Annotated in this window: 18 protein-coding genes; 13 read left to right on the top strand and 5 right to left on the bottom strand. The window is 71.2% G+C overall.

From position 1 onward, the window contains the following. The first annotated feature begins 7 nt into the window (after positions 1-7). Positions 8-1,183, top strand: coding sequence for a D-alanine--D-alanine ligase family protein (locus HET64_RS11030; protein WP_215104300.1), 1,176 nt, complete (start codon positions 8-10; stop codon positions 1,181-1,183). Positions 1,184-1,202: 19 nt separating this feature from the next. On the opposite strand, the gene HET64_RS11035 is transcribed toward HET64_RS11030, so the two are convergent. Together HET64_RS11035 and HET64_RS11040 are read right to left on the bottom strand one after the other, a co-directional pair. Beyond that, positions 1,203-1,691, bottom strand: a complete 489-nt coding sequence (locus HET64_RS11035; protein ID WP_215104302.1) for a DUF3515 domain-containing protein — start codon at positions 1,689-1,691, stop codon at positions 1,203-1,205. A gap of 20 nt (positions 1,692-1,711) precedes the next feature. Then, positions 1,712-1,945, bottom strand: a complete 234-nt coding sequence (locus HET64_RS11040; RefSeq protein WP_006127869.1) for an Lrp/AsnC family transcriptional regulator — start codon at positions 1,943-1,945, stop codon at positions 1,712-1,714. Positions 1,946-2,164: 219 nt separating this feature from the next. On the opposite strand from HET64_RS11040, the gene HET64_RS11045 reads away from it, so the two are divergent. Both HET64_RS11045 and thiD read left to right on the top strand, forming a co-directional pair. Beyond that, positions 2,165-3,145: a thiamine-phosphate kinase gene (locus HET64_RS11045; protein ID WP_215104304.1), complete on the top strand. Its 981-nt coding sequence runs from the start codon at positions 2,165-2,167 to the stop codon at positions 3,143-3,145. A gap of 17 nt (positions 3,146-3,162) precedes the next feature. Next, on the top strand, positions 3,163-3,996 hold the full coding sequence (gene thiD, locus HET64_RS11050; RefSeq protein ID WP_215104306.1) for a bifunctional hydroxymethylpyrimidine kinase/phosphomethylpyrimidine kinase: 834 nt from the start codon (positions 3,163-3,165) through the stop codon (positions 3,994-3,996). A gap of 85 nt (positions 3,997-4,081) precedes the next feature. Here thiD and rpmB read toward each other — a convergent pair whose 3' ends face one another. Continuing rightward, positions 4,082-4,267 (bottom strand): 50S ribosomal protein L28, encoded by a 186-nt coding sequence (rpmB, locus tag HET64_RS11055; RefSeq protein ID WP_003965989.1) that lies wholly within the window; start codon positions 4,265-4,267, stop codon positions 4,082-4,084. 255 nt (positions 4,268-4,522) lie between these two features. Between rpmB and HET64_RS11060 the strand changes: the two genes are divergently transcribed. The 9 genes from HET64_RS11060 (at position 4,523) to mutM (ending at position 13,745) form a co-directional block, all read left to right on the top strand. Beyond that, the gene (locus tag HET64_RS11060) at positions 4,523-6,220 is read left to right on the top strand and encodes a DAK2 domain-containing protein (protein WP_215104308.1); all 1,698 of its coding nucleotides are present in this window, start codon (positions 4,523-4,525) and stop codon (positions 6,218-6,220) included. A 49-nt stretch (positions 6,221-6,269) separates the two neighbouring features. Further along, positions 6,270-8,492 carry an ATP-dependent DNA helicase RecG gene (gene recG, locus HET64_RS11065; RefSeq protein ID WP_215104310.1) on the top strand — a complete coding sequence of 741 codons (2,223 nt, stop codon included), beginning with the start codon at positions 6,270-6,272 and terminating at the stop codon, positions 8,490-8,492. A 107-nt stretch (positions 8,493-8,599) separates the two neighbouring features. After that, the gene (gene rsmD / locus HET64_RS11070) at positions 8,600-9,184 is read left to right on the top strand and encodes a 16S rRNA (guanine(966)-N(2))-methyltransferase RsmD (RefSeq protein WP_215104312.1); all 585 of its coding nucleotides are present in this window, start codon (positions 8,600-8,602) and stop codon (positions 9,182-9,184) included. A gap of 26 nt (positions 9,185-9,210) precedes the next feature. After that, positions 9,211-9,690, top strand: coding sequence for a pantetheine-phosphate adenylyltransferase (gene coaD / locus HET64_RS11075; protein ID WP_215104325.1), 480 nt, complete (start codon positions 9,211-9,213; stop codon positions 9,688-9,690). Positions 9,691-9,806: 116 nt separating this feature from the next. Further along, the gene (locus HET64_RS11080) at positions 9,807-10,916 is read left to right on the top strand and encodes an ATP synthase F0 subunit B (RefSeq protein ID WP_215104314.1); all 1,110 of its coding nucleotides are present in this window, start codon (positions 9,807-9,809) and stop codon (positions 10,914-10,916) included. 160 nt (positions 10,917-11,076) lie between these two features. Continuing rightward, a complete protein-coding gene (locus tag HET64_RS11085; protein ID WP_050358610.1) occupies positions 11,077-11,748 on the top strand; it encodes a DUF177 domain-containing protein in 672 nt (223 codons plus the stop codon). A gap of 2 nt (positions 11,749-11,750) precedes the next feature. Further along, a complete protein-coding gene (rpmF, locus tag HET64_RS11090) occupies positions 11,751-11,924 on the top strand; it encodes a 50S ribosomal protein L32 (RefSeq protein ID WP_003965982.1) in 174 nt (57 codons plus the stop codon). 19 nt (positions 11,925-11,943) lie between these two features. Further along, positions 11,944-12,768, top strand: coding sequence for a ribonuclease III (gene rnc / locus HET64_RS11095; RefSeq protein ID WP_003965979.1), 825 nt, complete (start codon positions 11,944-11,946; stop codon positions 12,766-12,768). 116 nt (positions 12,769-12,884) lie between these two features. Continuing rightward, on the top strand, positions 12,885-13,745 hold the full coding sequence (gene mutM, locus HET64_RS11100; protein ID WP_215104316.1) for a bifunctional DNA-formamidopyrimidine glycosylase/DNA-(apurinic or apyrimidinic site) lyase: 861 nt from the start codon (positions 12,885-12,887) through the stop codon (positions 13,743-13,745). Here the strand turns inward: mutM and HET64_RS11105 are convergent. Next, positions 13,718-14,104, bottom strand: coding sequence for a helix-turn-helix domain-containing protein (locus HET64_RS11105; protein WP_215104318.1), 387 nt, complete (start codon positions 14,102-14,104; stop codon positions 13,718-13,720). The two genes, mutM and HET64_RS11105, sit on opposite strands and share 28 nt — an antisense overlap. Positions 14,105-14,261: 157 nt before the next feature. Between HET64_RS11105 and HET64_RS11110 the strand changes: the two genes are divergently transcribed. Further along, positions 14,262-14,600, top strand: a complete 339-nt coding sequence (locus HET64_RS11110; RefSeq protein ID WP_215104321.1) for a hypothetical protein — start codon at positions 14,262-14,264, stop codon at positions 14,598-14,600. A 72-nt stretch (positions 14,601-14,672) separates the two neighbouring features. Here HET64_RS11110 and HET64_RS11115 read toward each other — a convergent pair. Next, positions 14,673-15,076 (bottom strand): CAP domain-containing protein (locus HET64_RS11115; RefSeq protein WP_215104323.1); only part of this gene is annotated, 404 nt, incomplete at its 5' end.

A 15,076-nucleotide genomic window follows, 5' to 3' on the forward strand; every position in this document is an offset into this window, starting at 1 on the left:
TCGCGATATGAGCAGCGAGAACCTCCCCCAGAGCCCTGAGCGCGCCGAGAGCCCTGTGCCGCAGCGCCGCAAGCCCCGCGTGGCTGTCGTGTTCGGCGGCCGCAGCTCCGAACACGGCATCTCGGTCGTCACGGCCGGCGCCGTCATGAGGGCCATCGACCGGACCAAGTACGACGTCCTGCCGATCGGCATCACGACGGACGGCCGCTGGGCGCTCACCGCCGACGAGCCCGAACGCATGGCCATCACCGACCGCAAGGTCCCCGACGTGGACCGGCTCACCGAGTCCGCCGAGGGCAGCGTCGTGCTCTCCGTGGACCCCGGCAGCCGTGAGGTCCTCTACAGCGAACCCGGCTCGGTGCCCAAGGCGCTGGGCGAGGTCGACGTCGTCTTCCCCGTGCTGCACGGCCCGTACGGGGAGGACGGCACTCTCCAGGGACTCCTCGAACTCTCCGGTGTGCCCTACGTCGGCGCTGGTGTCCTCGCCTCCGCCGTCGGCCAGGACAAGGAGTACATGAAGCGCGTCTTCCTCTCCTTCGGGCTGCCGGTCGGACCGTACGAGGTCGTTCGCCCCCGCGAGTGGGACAACGACCCCGCGGCCGCCCGCAGGCGGATCGTGGACTTCGCCGGCCAGCACGGCTGGCCGCTCTTCATCAAGCCCGCCCGCGGCGGCTCCTCGATGGGCATCACCAAGGTCGACTCCGTCGAAGGACTCGACGAGGCGATCGAGGAGGCCCGCCGCCACGACCCGAAGTTCCTCGTCGAGTCGCTGCTGCGCGGCCGCGAGATCGAGTGCGGCGTGCTGGAGTTCGAGGACGGCCCGCGCGCCAGCGTGCCCGCCGAGATCCCGCCGGTCACCGCGCACGACTTCTACGACTTCGAGGCCAAGTACATCGACTCGGCCGCCGGGCTCGTGCCCGCACCGCTCACCGAGGAGCAGACCGCCGAGGTCCAGCGGCTCGCCGTCGCCGCCTTCGACGCCGTCTCCTGCGAGGGCCTGGTGCGCGCCGACTTCTTCCTCACCGAGGACGGCTCCTTCGTCATCAACGAGATCAACACCCTGCCGGGCTTCACCCCGATCTCCATGTACCCGCGCATGTGGCAGGAGAGCGGCGTCAGCTACCCGGAGCTGGTCGACCGGCTGATCCAGGCCGCGTTGAGCCGCTCCACCGGACTGCGCTGACGAAGCCGGCGGCCGGCCTTCAGAACTTGCTCGGTACCGTCTTCGCGACCGGGCCGGCGAACGAGGCCAGCGGCGTGATGTCGTGGGCGTACGTCGAGTCCAGCGTGACCTCGACGTACGCCTTGCGGTACGTGGTGGTGAACCGCGGACCGGAGTCCTCGGGCTCCTCCAGCATCCACTGCACCCCGTCCGCCTCGACGCCCTGTGACTGGGGGTCGTCCATCTTGGCGGGCCGGGGGACCCCGCAGCGCAGTACGATCGCCCCGTCCCCCCAGCCGGCGGTCAGCTCCGAATCCGGGGAGGGGTCGCCGCGTTCCAGTTCGAGGACGGTCTCCGGCAGTGCCTCGTGCAGGGCCTCGCAGTACGCTGCGGCCTCCGGGGACGGTGTGGGAACCGTGATCGAGGGCTGCGCGTCGCTGAGGGAACAGCCCGCCGCGGCCAGCACGAGCACGGCAGCGGACGGACCGAGGAATACCGAGCGGGGGGAACGGCGGGCGGATGACGTCACCGGCCCAGCCTAGACGGGGGTCAGAGGTGGACGACCGGGCAGGTCAGGGTTCGTGTGATGCCGTCCACCTGCTGCACCTTGGCGACCACCATGCGGCCGAGTTCATCGACCGTGTCTGCTTGGGCCCGCACGATCACGTCGTACGGACCGGTGACGTCCTCTGCCTGGATGACTCCCGGGATCTTGGAAATGGTCTCGGCGACGATCGACGCCTTGCCCACTTCGGTCTGGATGAGGATGTACGCCTGTACCACGGAACCTCCAGGGCGGCCACGAGGATCATGTGGGGGAAAGGGACGCCACGTTATCGCGTTGCCGCGGGCCACGGGGAGACCTACGGGCCGGATGACGTCCACAGCGTGGCGGACAGAGCGCAGAAGTTGACGTATCTCTTGACGGTACCGACAGCACAGACGGCTCGCGACCGGGGGCCCGGACGGGTGTCCGGGGCGATAAAGGAGAGGTGAGACTCGGTGAAGGGAACCGTGGGCGAGTTGGGGGAGTTCGGGCTCATCAGAGAGCTCACGTCCCGGCTCACCACCACTCCGGCGGTACGGCTGGGGCCCGGCGACGACGCCGCGGTCGTGGCCGCCCCCGACCGCAGGGTCGTGGCCAGTACGGACATCCTGCTGGAAGGCCGGCACTTCCGGCGTGACTGGTCGACGGCGTACGACGTCGGCCGCAAGGCCGCCGCACAGAACCTCGCCGACATCGCGGCCATGGGCGCCGTGCCCACCGCGCTGCTCCTCGGCCTCGTCGTCCCCGCCGACCTCCCCGTCACCTGGGCCGCCGAACTGATGGACGGACTGCGCGACGAGTGCCAGGTGGCGGGCGCCGCCGTGGTCGGCGGCGATGTGGTCGGCGGTGACACGATCACCGTCGCGATCACCGCCCTCGGCGACCTGCGCAACCATGAACCGGTCACCCGGGCCGGGGCCCGCCCCGGTGACGTCGTCGCGGTCACCGGCTGGCTCGGCTGGTCCGCCGCCGGATACGCCGTGCTCTCCCGCGGCTTCCGCTCGCCCCGCGCCTTCGTCGAGGCCCACCGCCGTCCCGAACCGCCGTACCACGCGGGCCCCGCGGCGGCCGGGCTCGGCGCCACCGCGATGACCGACGTCAGCGACGGCCTCGTCGCGGACCTCGGGCACATCGCGGAGTCCAGCAAGGTCCGCATCGACCTGCGCTCCGGCCTCATCGACATCCCCTCGCAGATGTCCGACATCGGCCAGGCCGTCGGCGTCGATCCGCTCCAGTGGGTGCTGACCGGGGGAGAGGACCACGCGATCGTGGCGACCTTCCCTCCGGACGTGAAGCTGCCCGCCCGCTGGAAGGTGATCGGCGAGGTCCTCAACCCCTCCGCCCTGCCCCAGGTCACCGTCGACGGCGCGCCCTGGACCAGCAAGGGCGGCTGGGACCACTTCGGCTCCATCGAGGACACCCACCCGCCCCGGTGACCATTAGATTGCTGCGTATGCCCATACGTACCGCTGTACCGCCCCGCGTGCTCACCGTCGCCGGATCAGACTCCGGCGGCGGTGCGGGGATCCAGGCCGATCTGAAGACGATGCTCGCGCTCGGTGTGCACGGCATGAGCGTGCTCACCGCTGTCACCGCACAGAACTCCCTCGGCGTCCAGGGCGCGTGGGAGCTTCCGGTGGAGGCCGTACGCGCCCAGTACCGCAGTGTCGTCGACGACATCGGGGTCCAGGCCGTGAAGACCGGAATGCTCGCCTCCGCCGTCCTCGTGGAGACCGTCGCCGAACTCCTCGCCGGAACCGACGCCCCCGTCGTCGTCGACCCGGTCGGCGTCTCCAAGCACGGCGACGCGCTGCTCGCCGCCGAGGCCCTCGACTCCGTACGGACGAAGCTGCTGCCCGTCGCCACCGTCGCCACCCCGAACCTCGACGAAGTGGCCCAGCTCACCGGGGTCACGGTCACCGACGAGAGCGGAATGCGCCGGGCCGCCGAGGAGATCCTCTCCTTCGGGCCGCGCTGGGTCGTGATCAAGGGCGGCCACCTGCCCGGTGAGGCGGTGGACCTGCTCACCGACGGGAGCGCGGAACACTGGCTGCGCGCTCCCCGGTACGACAACCGTCACACCCACGGCACCGGCTGCACCCTGGCCTCGGCCATCGCCTCCGGGCTCGCACTCGGGAAGGACGTGCCCACGGCGGTACGGGACGCGAAGACGTACGTGACCGGCGCGATCGAGGCCGGCTTCCCGCTCGGCGGCGGCATCGGCCCCGTCGACCACGGCTGGGAGACCCGTCCGGCCCGCTCACCCGGCACCGGCCCGGCCGTCTGATCACCACCCGGGCACAGCAAAAAGCCGGTCCACCGAGATGGACCGGCTTTTTGGGCAACCGGCAGGCTGCGCTACGACGGGGACGTCAGCGCGCGACCTTGCCGGCCTTGATGCACGAGGTGCAGACGTTGAGCCGCTTCGGCGTCCGACCGACCACGGCACGCACGCGCTGGATGTTGGGATTCCAGCGACGGGACGTACGGCGGTGCGAGTGCGAAATGCTGTTGCCGAAGCTCGGCCCCTTGCCGCAAACGTCGCAGTTGGCAGCCACGGGTCACTCCAAAGACTTCAGATGCACTTACAGTGAAATCCGGCGCGCCGGAATCATTTGACTGAAGTGGCGGTACCGGAGGAATGGCCCGACTCTCATCGGGCAACCGGAGCAGCATACAACGCCTGCTTCGGAGATACGAAACTACCACGGGTCGGCCCCCGCCCCGCCCGCCCCCTGTCCGGACCGGAACCCCGGCAGGCGGGCTAACCTGCGGTGCAGTCCGTCGCCACGGCCGATCGAGGAGGACCATCGGTGCCGCAGCTCCCCGACGATCTGAACGCCGTCGCGGTGCGCACGTGGTGCTCACTGGCCCTGGAGGCCCTTGGCCGGGAGCGCGCGGAGATCGACGCGATCAACGTCTACCCCATCGCCGACGGGGACACCGGCACCAACCTCTATCTGACCGTCGAGTCCGCCGCCGCGGCCGTCGAAGCGGTGTTCGCCGCGCACGAGACCGGGGCCACCGCGCCCGCCACCGCCGACGCCGTACGCGCCATGGCGCACGGCGCCCTGATCGGCGCCCGCGGGAACTCCGGCACGATCCTGGCCCAGCTGCTGCGCGGCATGGCCGGGGTGCTGGCCGACGGCGGCGACGCGGCTCACCTGCGCCTCGCCCTCACCCGGGCCGCCGACGCCGCCCGCCGGGCCGTCGCCCACCCCGTCGAGGGCACCGTGCTCACCGTCGCCGCCGCTGCCGCAGAGGCCGCCGCGGGCGAGTCCGCCGCGGGCGGGGAATCCGACCTGCGCACCGTCGTGCACGCCGCGTACGCCGGAGCACTCGCGGCCCTCGCGAGGACGCCCGATCAGCTCGCCGTCCTCGGCCGGGCGGGCGTGGTCGACGCCGGGGGCCGGGGACTGGTCGCGGTCCTCGGCGCACTGGTGGAGACCGTGACCGGGCAGGCCCCGGTACGGGGTCCCCGCACCGGGCCCGGGAGGACGCCCGCGCCCGTGGACGGCGGCTCCGTGGTGGGCCTGCCGGTGGGCGGCACCCCGGAGGGGGCGGGGCCGCTGGACTGCCCCGAGGACGGGGGCGCCGGGCCCGCGTTCGAGGTGATCTACCTCCTGGAGGCCCGTGACGAGCAGGTGGCCCGGCTGCGCACCCGGCTCGACGCCCTCGGCGACTCCCTGGTCGTGGTGGGCGGCGACGGGCTCTGGCACGTCCACGTCCACGTCGACGACGCCGGGGCCGCCGTGGAGGCGGGCGTCGAGGCCGGGCGGCCGTACCGCATCCGGATCACCCACTTCGCCACCGAGAGCGGCCACGACCTCCGCGTCCAGGCCGAACCCACCCAGCGCGCCGTCGTCGTCGTGGTCCCCGGGGACGGACTGGCCGGGCTCTGCACCGAGGCCGGCGCCACCACCGTGATCGCCCGCCCGGGCGAACCGCCCGCCAGCGGCGAACTGGTCGACGCCATCCGCCGCGCCCACGCCCGCGAGGTGGTGCTGCTGCCCAACGACGCCGCCCTGCGCCACACCGCCGCCGCGGCCGCCGAACAGGCCAGGACCGAGGGGGTCCGGGTCGCCCTCGTCCCCACCCGGGCCGCCGTCCAGGGCATCGCCGCCCTCGCCGTCCACGAGCCCGACCGGGGCTTCGACGAGGACGTGGTCGCCATGACAGCGGCCGCCGGCGCCACCCGCTACGCCGAACTGGCCGTCGCGGAGCGCCAGTCGTGGACCATGGCCGGGATCTGCCAGGCCGGGGACATCCTCGGCCTGATCGACGGCGACGTGGCCGTGATCGGCGCCGACGTCCCGGCCACCGCCCGCACCGTCCTCGACCGGATGCTGGCGGCGGGCGGCGAGCTGGTCACCCTCGTCCTCGGCGAGGACGTCCCCGACTCGCTGGCCGACGTGCTGGAGGAACACGTGCGCGAGGGCTACCTCGCCGTGGACACCGTGGTCTACCGGGGCGGGCACCAGCGCGCCCCCCTGCTGATCGGCGTCGAGTAGCGGACCCACCGCCGTGCCCGCCGGACAGCTGTCAGTGCCGTGGTGTGCAATGGATCGCGTGTCCTCGTTCGATGAACCTCTTCTGAAGCTGCTCGGCGGAGCCACCGCGAAGGTGATGGCCGAACACCTCGACCTGCACACGGTCGGTGATCTGCTGCACCACTACCCGCGGCGGTACGAGGAGCGCGGCAAGCTGACCGCGCTCGCCGACCTCCCGTTGGACGAGCACGTCACGGTCGTCGCCCAGGTCGCCGACGCCCGGATCCTGATGTTCAACAACGGCCGGGGCAAACGCCTGGAGGTCACCCTGACCGACGGCAGCGGCCGCCTCCAGCTGGTCTTCTTCGGCCACGGCGTCCACAAGCCGCACAAGGAGCTGCTCCCGGGCCGCCGGGCGATGTTCGCGGGCAAGGTCTCCGTCTTCAACCGCAAGATGCAGCTGGCCCACCCCACGTACCAACTGCTCGACGCCTCCGACGCCGACGAGGCGACCGAGGCCGTGGACGCCTTCGCCGGACGGCTGCTGCCGATCTACCCCGCCTGCAAGCAGCTCGACTCCTGGCGGATCGCCAAGGCCGTCGACGCCGTGCTGCCCAGCGCGCGGGACGCGGTGGACCCGCTGCCGCCCTCCCTGCGCGAGGGCCGGGGCTTCACCTCGCTGCCCGAGGCGCTGCTGAAGGCGCACCGCCCGCAGACGAAGGCGGACGTCGAGGACGCCAGGGCCCGGCTCAAGTGGGACGAGGCGTTCGTCCTCCAGGTCGCCCTGGCCCGCCGCCGGTACGCCGACACCCAACTGCCCGCCGTCGCCCGCCGCCCCGTCGCGGACGGCCTGCTGGACGCCTTCGACGCCAAGCTGCCCTTCACCCTCACCGAGGGCCAGGAGAAGGTCAGCAAGGAGATCTTCGACGACCTGGCCACCGAGCACCCCATGCACCGCCTCCTCCAGGGCGAGGTCGGCTCCGGGAAGACCATGGTGGCCCTGCGCGCCATGCTCACCGTGGTCGACGCCGGCGGCCAGGCCGCGATGCTCGCCCCCACCGAGGTCCTCGCCCAGCAGCACCACCGCTCGATCACCGAGATGATGGGGGAGCTGGCCGAGGGCGGCATGCTCGGGGGCTCGGACCGGGGGACCAAGGTCGTCCTGCTCACCGGCTCCATGGGCATGGCCGCCCGCCGCCAGGCCCTGCTCGACCTGGTCACCGGCGAGGCGGGGATCGTCATCGGCACCCACGCCCTCATCGAGGACAAGGTCCAGTTCCACGACCTGGGCCTGGTCGTCGTGGACGAACAGCACCGCTTCGGCGTGGAACAGCGCGACGCCCTGCGCTCCAAGGGGAAGCAGCCGCCCCACCTCCTGGTCATGACCGCCACCCCCATCCCCCGTACGGTCGCGATGACCGTCTTCGGCGACCTGGAGACCTCCGTCCTGGACCAGCTCCCGGCCGGCCGCTCCCCGATCGCCAGCCATGTCGTCCCCGCCAAGGACAAGCCCCACTTCCTCGCCCGCGCCTGGGAACGCGTCCGCGAGGAGGCGGAGAACGGCCACCAGGCGTACGTGGTCTGCCCCCGCATCGGCGACGACGCGGAGGAGGCCGAGGGGAAGGGCGCGAAGAAGGCGAAGGCCAAGAAGGCGGCTCCCGAGGAGGACGGCGACAAGCGCCCGCCGCTCGCCGTGCTGGAGATCGCCGACGAGCTGCGCAAGGGCGCGCTGGCCGGACTGGGCGTCGAGGTGCTGCACGGCAGGATGCACCCCGACGAGAAGGACGACGTCATGCGCCGGTTCGCCGCCGGGGACGTCGACGTCCTGGTCGCCACCACCGTCATCGAGGTCGGGGTCAACGTCCCCAACGCCACCGCCATGGTGATCATGGACGCCGACCGCTTCGGCGTCTCCCAGCTCCACCAGCTCCGCGGCCGCGTCGGCCGTGGCTCCGCCCCCGGGCTCTGCCTGCTGGTCAGCGAGGCCCACGAGGCGAGCCCCGCCCGCGCCCGGCTCTCCGCCGTCGCCGCCACCCTCGACGGCTTCGAGCTCTCCCGCATCGACCTGGAGCAGCGCCGCGAGGGCGATGTGCTGGGCCAGGCCCAGTCCGGAGTGCGCTCGTCGCTGCGGATGCTCACCGTCATCGACGACGAGGAGGTGATCGCCGCAGCCCGCGAGGAGGCCGTCGCGATCGTCGCCGCCGACCCCGGGCTGGAACACCTGCCGGAGCTGCGCACGGTGCTGGCCGCCCTGCTGGACAAGGACCGCGAGGAGTATCTCGACAAGGGGTGAGCCCGGGGCTGTCCTGCTGGTGCGGGCCGCACGCCATATCGTGGACGCACGGCACGCGCGCAGCGCGAGCCCCTCCGCACGCCCCCGACCCCGAGGACCCCACACCCATGACCCGCGTGATCGCCGGCTCGGCCGGCGGACGCCGCCTGGCCGTACCGCCCGGCACCGGCACCCGCCCCACCTCCGACCGTGCGCGCGAGGGCCTCTTCTCCACCTGGGAAGCGCTGCTCGGCACCCTGGAGGGGGTCAGGGTCGCCGATCTGTACGCCGGATCCGGCGCCGTCGGCCTCGAAGCGCTCTCCCGGGGCGCGGTCCACGCCCTGCTCGTCGAGGCCGACGCGAAGGCCGTCCGCACCGTCCGCGACAACGTCCGCACCCTCGGTCTCCCCGGCGCCGAAGTCCGCACCGGCAAAGCCGAGCAGATCGTGACAGGACCGGCGCCCGCCGACCCGTACGACATCGTGTTCCTGGACCCGCCGTACGCCGTCACCGACGACGATCTTCGCGAGATCCTGCTCACACTCCGTGCCCAGGGGTGGCTCAGCGACGATGTGCTCGTCACGGTGGAACGCAGCACCCGGGGCGGAGAATTCGGCTGGCCCGCCGGATTCGAGCCACTGCGGTCCCGTCGCTACGGCGAGGGAACGCTTTGGTACGGTCGCGCCGCCGCTACGTGCGAAGACGCACGATGACCGGACCGGAGAGCGAGGGAGTCACAGTGCGCCGCGCCGTCTGTCCGGGGTCGTTCGACCCCATCACCAACGGACATCTCGACATCATTGGCCGAGCCTCGAAGCTGTACGACGTGGTGCACGTGGCGGTGATGATCAACCAGTCCAAGAAGGGGCTGTTCACCGTGGACGAGCGGATCGAGCTGATCCGCGAGGTCACCGCCGGCTTCGGCAACGTCGAGGTGGAGTCCTTCCACGGCCTGCTGGTCGACTTCTGCAAGCAGCGGGAGATCCCGGCGATCGTGAAGGGCCTGCGGGCCGTCAGCGACTTCGACTACGAGCTGCAGATGGCCCAGATGAACAACGGCCTCTCCGGCGTCGAGACGCTCTTCGTGCCGACCAATCCGACGTACAGCTTCCTGTCGTCCTCGCTGGTCAAGGAGGTGGCGACCTGGGGCGGCGATGTCTCCCACCTGTTGCCGCCGACCGTGCACGAGGCGCTGGTGAAGCGGCTGGGTGAGCGCTGAGCCGCTGACGGCCCGTCACCAGGTGTCGGGCGGCGGCCGACTGGCCTTACAGTCGTCCCGTCCGTCTCCAACGGAGCAGCAGCTTCAACAGAGCAGCAGAGAGTGGCGAGCACACGGTGGACGTGCAGAAGAAGCTCGACGAGATCGTCGAAGCGGTCGGGAGCGCCCGATCCATGCCCATGTCGGCCTCGTGCGTGGTCAACCGCGCCGAGCTGCTCGCCATGCTCGAAGAGGTGCGGCAGGCCCTGCCCGGCTCCCTCGCCCAGGCGCAGGAGCTGATCGGCGGCCATGAGCAGCTCGCCGTGCAGGCCCGGCAGGAGGCCGAGCGGATCATCGAGTCCGCCCACGCCCAGCGCGCCTCGCTGATCTCCGAGACCGAGATCGCCCGCCAGTCGCAGAGCGAGGCCGACCGGATCCTGTCCGAGGCCCGCCGCGATGCCGAGGAGGTCCGGGCCGAGGCCGACGACTACGTCGACAGCAAGCTCGCCAACTTCGAGGTCGTCCTCACCAAGACCATCGGTTCCGTGGACCGGGGCCGCGAGAAGCTCCTCGGCCGCGGTCAGGGTCTGGACGAGCAGGGCTATCAGGACCCCGACTTCGCCGAGGCCCCCGAGCGCAGCGCCGACCCGGAGACCCTGCGGCAGCGGGCCGACGCCTATGTCGACGCCAAGTTCGGTGCCTTCGAGGCCGTGCTCGCGAAGACCCTGGAGGCGGTCGGCCGGGGCCGCCAGAAGCTGCACGGCCGGGTAGCCAGCGACGACCTCGGTGCGCACATGGCCGCCCAGGACGCCGCAGGCGGCCAGGGGCACACCAGCGACGCCGACTACCTGGCCGGCCTCGCCGAGCTCGCCCCGGAACCGCGGCAGGCGCCCCAGCCTTCCCAGCAGCCCCAGTACCCCGCGCCGCCGCTGGGCGAGCCGAGCTACGCGCAGGCGGCGTACGGCTATCAGGAGCAGCCGCAGCAGCCGGTCCAGCAGGGCGTCCAGGACGCGTACGGCTACCAGCAGCAGCCCGATCCGTACGCGGCGTACCAGCAGCAGGGGGGCTACGACCCGAACGGGTACCCGCCCCAGCCGGGGACCCAGCCGGACTACGGCTGGCAGCAGCAGCCCCAGCAGCCCCAGGCGGCCGGCCAGCAGGACGGGGGCGCGCTGGACGAGACCAGCCTCTTCGACACCAGCATGATCGACCTGGAACAGCTGCGCCGGTACGAGCAGGGCCGCTGATCCCGGGCGGGCCGACCCGATTGGGTGCTGAGCGGTCCGTCCAGTATCCTGAATCCTCGGTCGCACATAGGTCCGCGATCTCGGCTGCCCGTTTCGTCCACGGAACGGAGACGGTTCGTCCCCGGACCGTAGACGGCCCTCCCTTCGCAGGACGACACCCATGATTTCGAAAGCAGGAAAAGCCCTGAACGGCCACCTCGACCACCGCAATCCTCTCGTGTTCGATACGCACGAGCTGGGTCGGCGTCCCGGTGCCCTGAAGCGGCTGACCCGCACGGTGGACGCACCCGGTTCACCGGTCCTGGGCATCGACGGCGTCATCGGCGTGCCGGAAGGCGCACCCGTGGAGCTGGACCTCCGCCTCGAATCGGTCATGGAAGGGGTGCTTGTCACAGGCACCGCCCGTGCAACCGCCGAGGGGGAGTGCGTAAGGTGTCTGGAGCCGCTGACCGTAGAGGTCGACGCGGACTTCCAGGAAATGTTCTCGTACCCTGACGCCGATGACCGGGGCCGCAGCAGTGCGGCGGAACCGGCCGACGACGCCGAGGACGACGAGGACAGGTTCTTCCTCGAGGACGGCTTGTTCGACCTCGAGTCAATGCTGCGTGACGCGGTAGTGCTCGCACTGCCCATGCAGCCGGTGTGCAAGGAGACCTGCGCCGGTCTGTGTTCCGAATGCGGAATCAGGCTGGACGAGAATCCGGACCACCACCACGACGCCCTCGACATTCGTTGGGCGGCACTGCAAGGACTCGCCGAGACCGTTCAGGACGGCGAGAAGGACAACATGGGCGGCGCCGAACCTGGCGTCGACGAGAAGCAGGAGAAGTAGCCGTGGCTGTTCCGAAGCGGAAGATGTCGCGCAGCAACACGCGCCACCGCCGGTCGCAGTGGAAGGCTGCGGTCCCCACCCTGGTTTCGTGCGAGCGTTGCCAGGAGCCCAAGCTCCAGCACATTGCGTGCCCGAGCTGCGGCACCTACAACAAGCGCCAGGTCCTCGAGGTCTGAGCGGCTGGTGAGAGGCCCGATGTCTGAGTTGTCCAGCGCCAAGAAGCAGGCAGACAACGTCAACACAGCCTCGTCCCACACGCTTCTGGAAGGGCGGCTCGGGTATCACCTCGAGTCCGCCCTTCTGGTGCGTGCGCTGACCCACCGTTCGTACGCATACGAGAACGGCGGTCTGCCCACCAACGAGCGGCTCGAATTCCTCGGGGATTCGGTGCTCGGCCTGGTGGTCACGGACACGCTGTACCGCACCCACCCCGACCTGCCCGAAGGCCAGCTGGCCAAGTTGCGGGCCGCGGTGGTCAACTCGCGTGCACTTGCGGAAGTGGGCCGCGGCCTCGAACTCGGCTCCTTCATCCGGCTCGGCCGCGGTGAAGAGGGTACGGGGGGCCGGGACAAGGCTTCCATCCTCGCCGACACACTGGAAGCAGTGATCGGCGCGGTCTATCTCGACCAGGGCCTCAGCGCGGCCTCGGAGCTGGTCCACCGGCTCTTCGACCCGCTGATCGACAGGTCCTCGAACCTCGGTGCCGGCCTGGACTGGAAGACCAGCCTCCAGGAGCTCACCGCGAGCGAGAGCCTCGGAGTCCCCGAGTACCTCGTCACGGAGACCGGTCCGGATCACGAGAAGACCTTCACTGCTGCCGCTCGCGTCGGTGGTGTCTCGTACGGCACCGGCACCGGCCGTAGCAAGAAGGAAGCGGAGCAGCAGGCGGCCGAGTCCGCCTGGCGTGAGATCAGCGCCGCCGCGGAGGCACGGCAGGCCGCGGAGAAGTCCGCGGCCGACGGAGGGGCCGCCGACACCCCTGCCGATCCGTCGCCGAACACGGACGCCGCTCCGGCCTGAAGCGAAACGGGAACCCCCCGGTGCCACGCGCACCGGGGGGTTTCCCTGTCCCCGGGAGCGGTTCCTCCGGAAGAACCGCTCCCGTACTGCCGTCGTCGTGTCTGGAGTAGTGCATCGTGCCTGAGCTGCCCGAGGTCGAAGTCGTCCGCCGGGGCCTTGAGCGCTGGGTCAGCGGCCGCACCGTCAGCGAGGTCGAGGTCCTGCACCCGCGCGCGGTCCGCCGGCACCTCGCGGGCGGCGTCGACTTCGCCGCCCGGCTGCGCGGAGTCCGCTTCGGGGCGGCGATGCGCCGCGGCAAGTACCTCTGGGTGCCGATCGACGACGCCGCCGCCTCGCTGCTGGGACACCTCGGCATGAGCGGACAACTGCTGGTGCAGCCGGCGGACGCGCCCGATGAGAAGCACCTGCGGATCCGGATGCGGTTCGACGACGCGCTCGGCACCGAGCTGCGCTTCGTCGACCAGCGCACCTTCGGCGGGCTCTCGCTGCACGACAACACCCCCGACGGCCTGCCGGACACGATCGCGCACATCGCCCGGGACCCCCTCGACCCGCTCTTCGACGACGCCGCGTTCCACACCGCGCTGCGGTTGCGCCGTACGACGGTCAAGCGCGCCCTGCTCGACCAGTCGCTGATCAGCGGGGTCGGCAACATCTACGCGGACGAGGCGCTCTGGCGCGCCAAGCTGCACTACGACCGGCCGACCGCGACCCTGCCCCGACCCAAGTCCGCCGAGCTGCTCGGCCACGCCCGCGACGTCATGAACGCGGCACTCGCCCAGGGCGGCACCAGCTTCGACAGCCTGTACGTCAACGTGAACGGCGAGTCCGGCTACTTCGACCGGTCGCTCGACGCGTACGGCCGGGAGGGCGAGCCCTGCCACCGGTGCGGCACCCCGATGCGCCGCCGCGCCTGGATGAACCGCTCCAGCTACTACTGCCCGCGCTGTCAGCGCCCGCCGCGCGCCTCGTCGTAACGCGTACGGGCGGCCAGCACGTCGTCCATCCGCCCCTCGACGAACCGGATCAGCCCGAGGAGCTTCTCCGTGACCTCGCGGCCGAACGGGGTGAGCTCGTAGTCCACCCGGGGCGGGTTGACCGGCTGGGCCTCCCGCAGGACGAGCCCGTCCCGCTCCAGCGCGTGCAGGGTCTGGGCGAGCATCTTCTCGCTGACCCCGTCGACCCGGCGGCGCAACTCGTTGAACCGGAGGCTTCCCTCGTACAGGGCGCCCAGTGTCAGGCTGCCCCAGCGCCCGGTGGCGTGCTCCAGCGTCGTGCGCGAGGGGCACTGACGGGAGAAGACGTCGAACGCGAGACGGTCCGTATCACTGGCCATGGCAAAAGCTTACTCCCGCACCGTGCTCACCCCGAGGGAGCGCTGTGCGGGAGAAAGCGGGCAGGCCCGCCCGTAGGCCGGGTAGAGGTTTTCGATGTGGCCTTCTCCGGCAGGGGGCCGCGCCGTTGACTGGTGTCTTCCGACAAGGAGGCATCACATGGTGTTGGCGAAGGTCAAGCGGAAGGCCGCTGTGGCCATGGCGGTTGCCGTGAGCGGCATGACTCTGGCGGCCCTTTCTCCTGCCTCGGCGTCCGCCGCGGCGGTCGCTGTGCCGAGTTGCGTCAAAACAGTGGTGATACCCGAGGTGTTCGGCCACATGGGCGTCGAGATCACCAATGACTGCGGGAACGCACAGCGGGTGAAGGCGACCTTCCAGGTGACGTCCCCGTCGGGGCCGCAGCCCGAGTGTCAGGCCCTGCAGCCGGGTCAGGAAGTGACCCAGTGGGTCAAGCCGGCCGCCCCGTTCAACACGTTCCTGGGCCTGGTCAGCTGCTGACCAGCTTCAGACGCAGGCAGCCCCCACGTTCCGCGTAGCGCGCGGAACGTGGGGGCGAAGCGTGCTCCGGGGTCAGAAGCCGAAGTTCTGGACCCACCAGGGGCCGCCGGAGCCCTCGTGGACGCCGATGCCGATGGTCTTGTAGTCGCAGTTGAGAATGTTCGCCCGGTGGCCTTCGCTGTTCATCCAGCCCTCCATCACGGCCTGCGCGTCGGCCTGGCCGCGGGCGATGTTCTCCGCGCCGAGCCCCTGCACGCCGGCCTGTGCGGCCCGGTCCCAGGGGGTGTCGCCGTCCGGGTCCGTGTGGTCGAAGAAGCCGCGGGCCGCCATGTCCTCGCTGAAGTTCTGGGCGAGCGAGGTCAGCGGGGCGCTGGTGGACAGCGGGGAGCAGCCGACCTTGGCGCGCTCCTGGTTGACCAGGGCCAGCACCTCGCTGCGCGCGGAGGCGTCGGTGGGGGAGGGGCTCGGCTTCTTGC

It is taken from the genome of Streptomyces sp. McG3, assembly GCF_018619185.1.
Taxonomy (GTDB): Bacteria; Actinomycetota; Actinomycetes; order Streptomycetales; family Streptomycetaceae; genus Streptomyces.

Coding starts and splice junctions, on each gene's coding strand:
- HET64_RS11030 (WP_215104300.1), top strand. CDS start 8: ATGAGCAGCGAGAACCTCCCCCAGAGCCCTGAGCGCGCCGAGAGCCCT.
- thiD (WP_215104306.1), top strand. CDS start 3,163: ATGCCCATACGTACCGCTGTACCGCCCCGCGTGCTCACCGTCGCCGGA.
- recG (WP_215104310.1), top strand. CDS start 6,270: ATGGATCGCGTGTCCTCGTTCGATGAACCTCTTCTGAAGCTGCTCGGC.
- rsmD (WP_215104312.1), top strand. CDS start 8,600: ATGACCCGCGTGATCGCCGGCTCGGCCGGCGGACGCCGCCTGGCCGTA.
- HET64_RS11085 (WP_050358610.1), top strand. CDS start 11,077: ATGATTTCGAAAGCAGGAAAAGCCCTGAACGGCCACCTCGACCACCGC.
- rnc (WP_003965979.1), top strand. CDS start 11,944: ATGTCTGAGTTGTCCAGCGCCAAGAAGCAGGCAGACAACGTCAACACA.
- HET64_RS11105 (WP_215104318.1), bottom strand. CDS start 14,104: ATGGCCAGTGATACGGACCGTCTCGCGTTCGACGTCTTCTCCCGTCAG.
- HET64_RS11110 (WP_215104321.1), top strand. CDS start 14,262: ATGGTGTTGGCGAAGGTCAAGCGGAAGGCCGCTGTGGCCATGGCGGTT.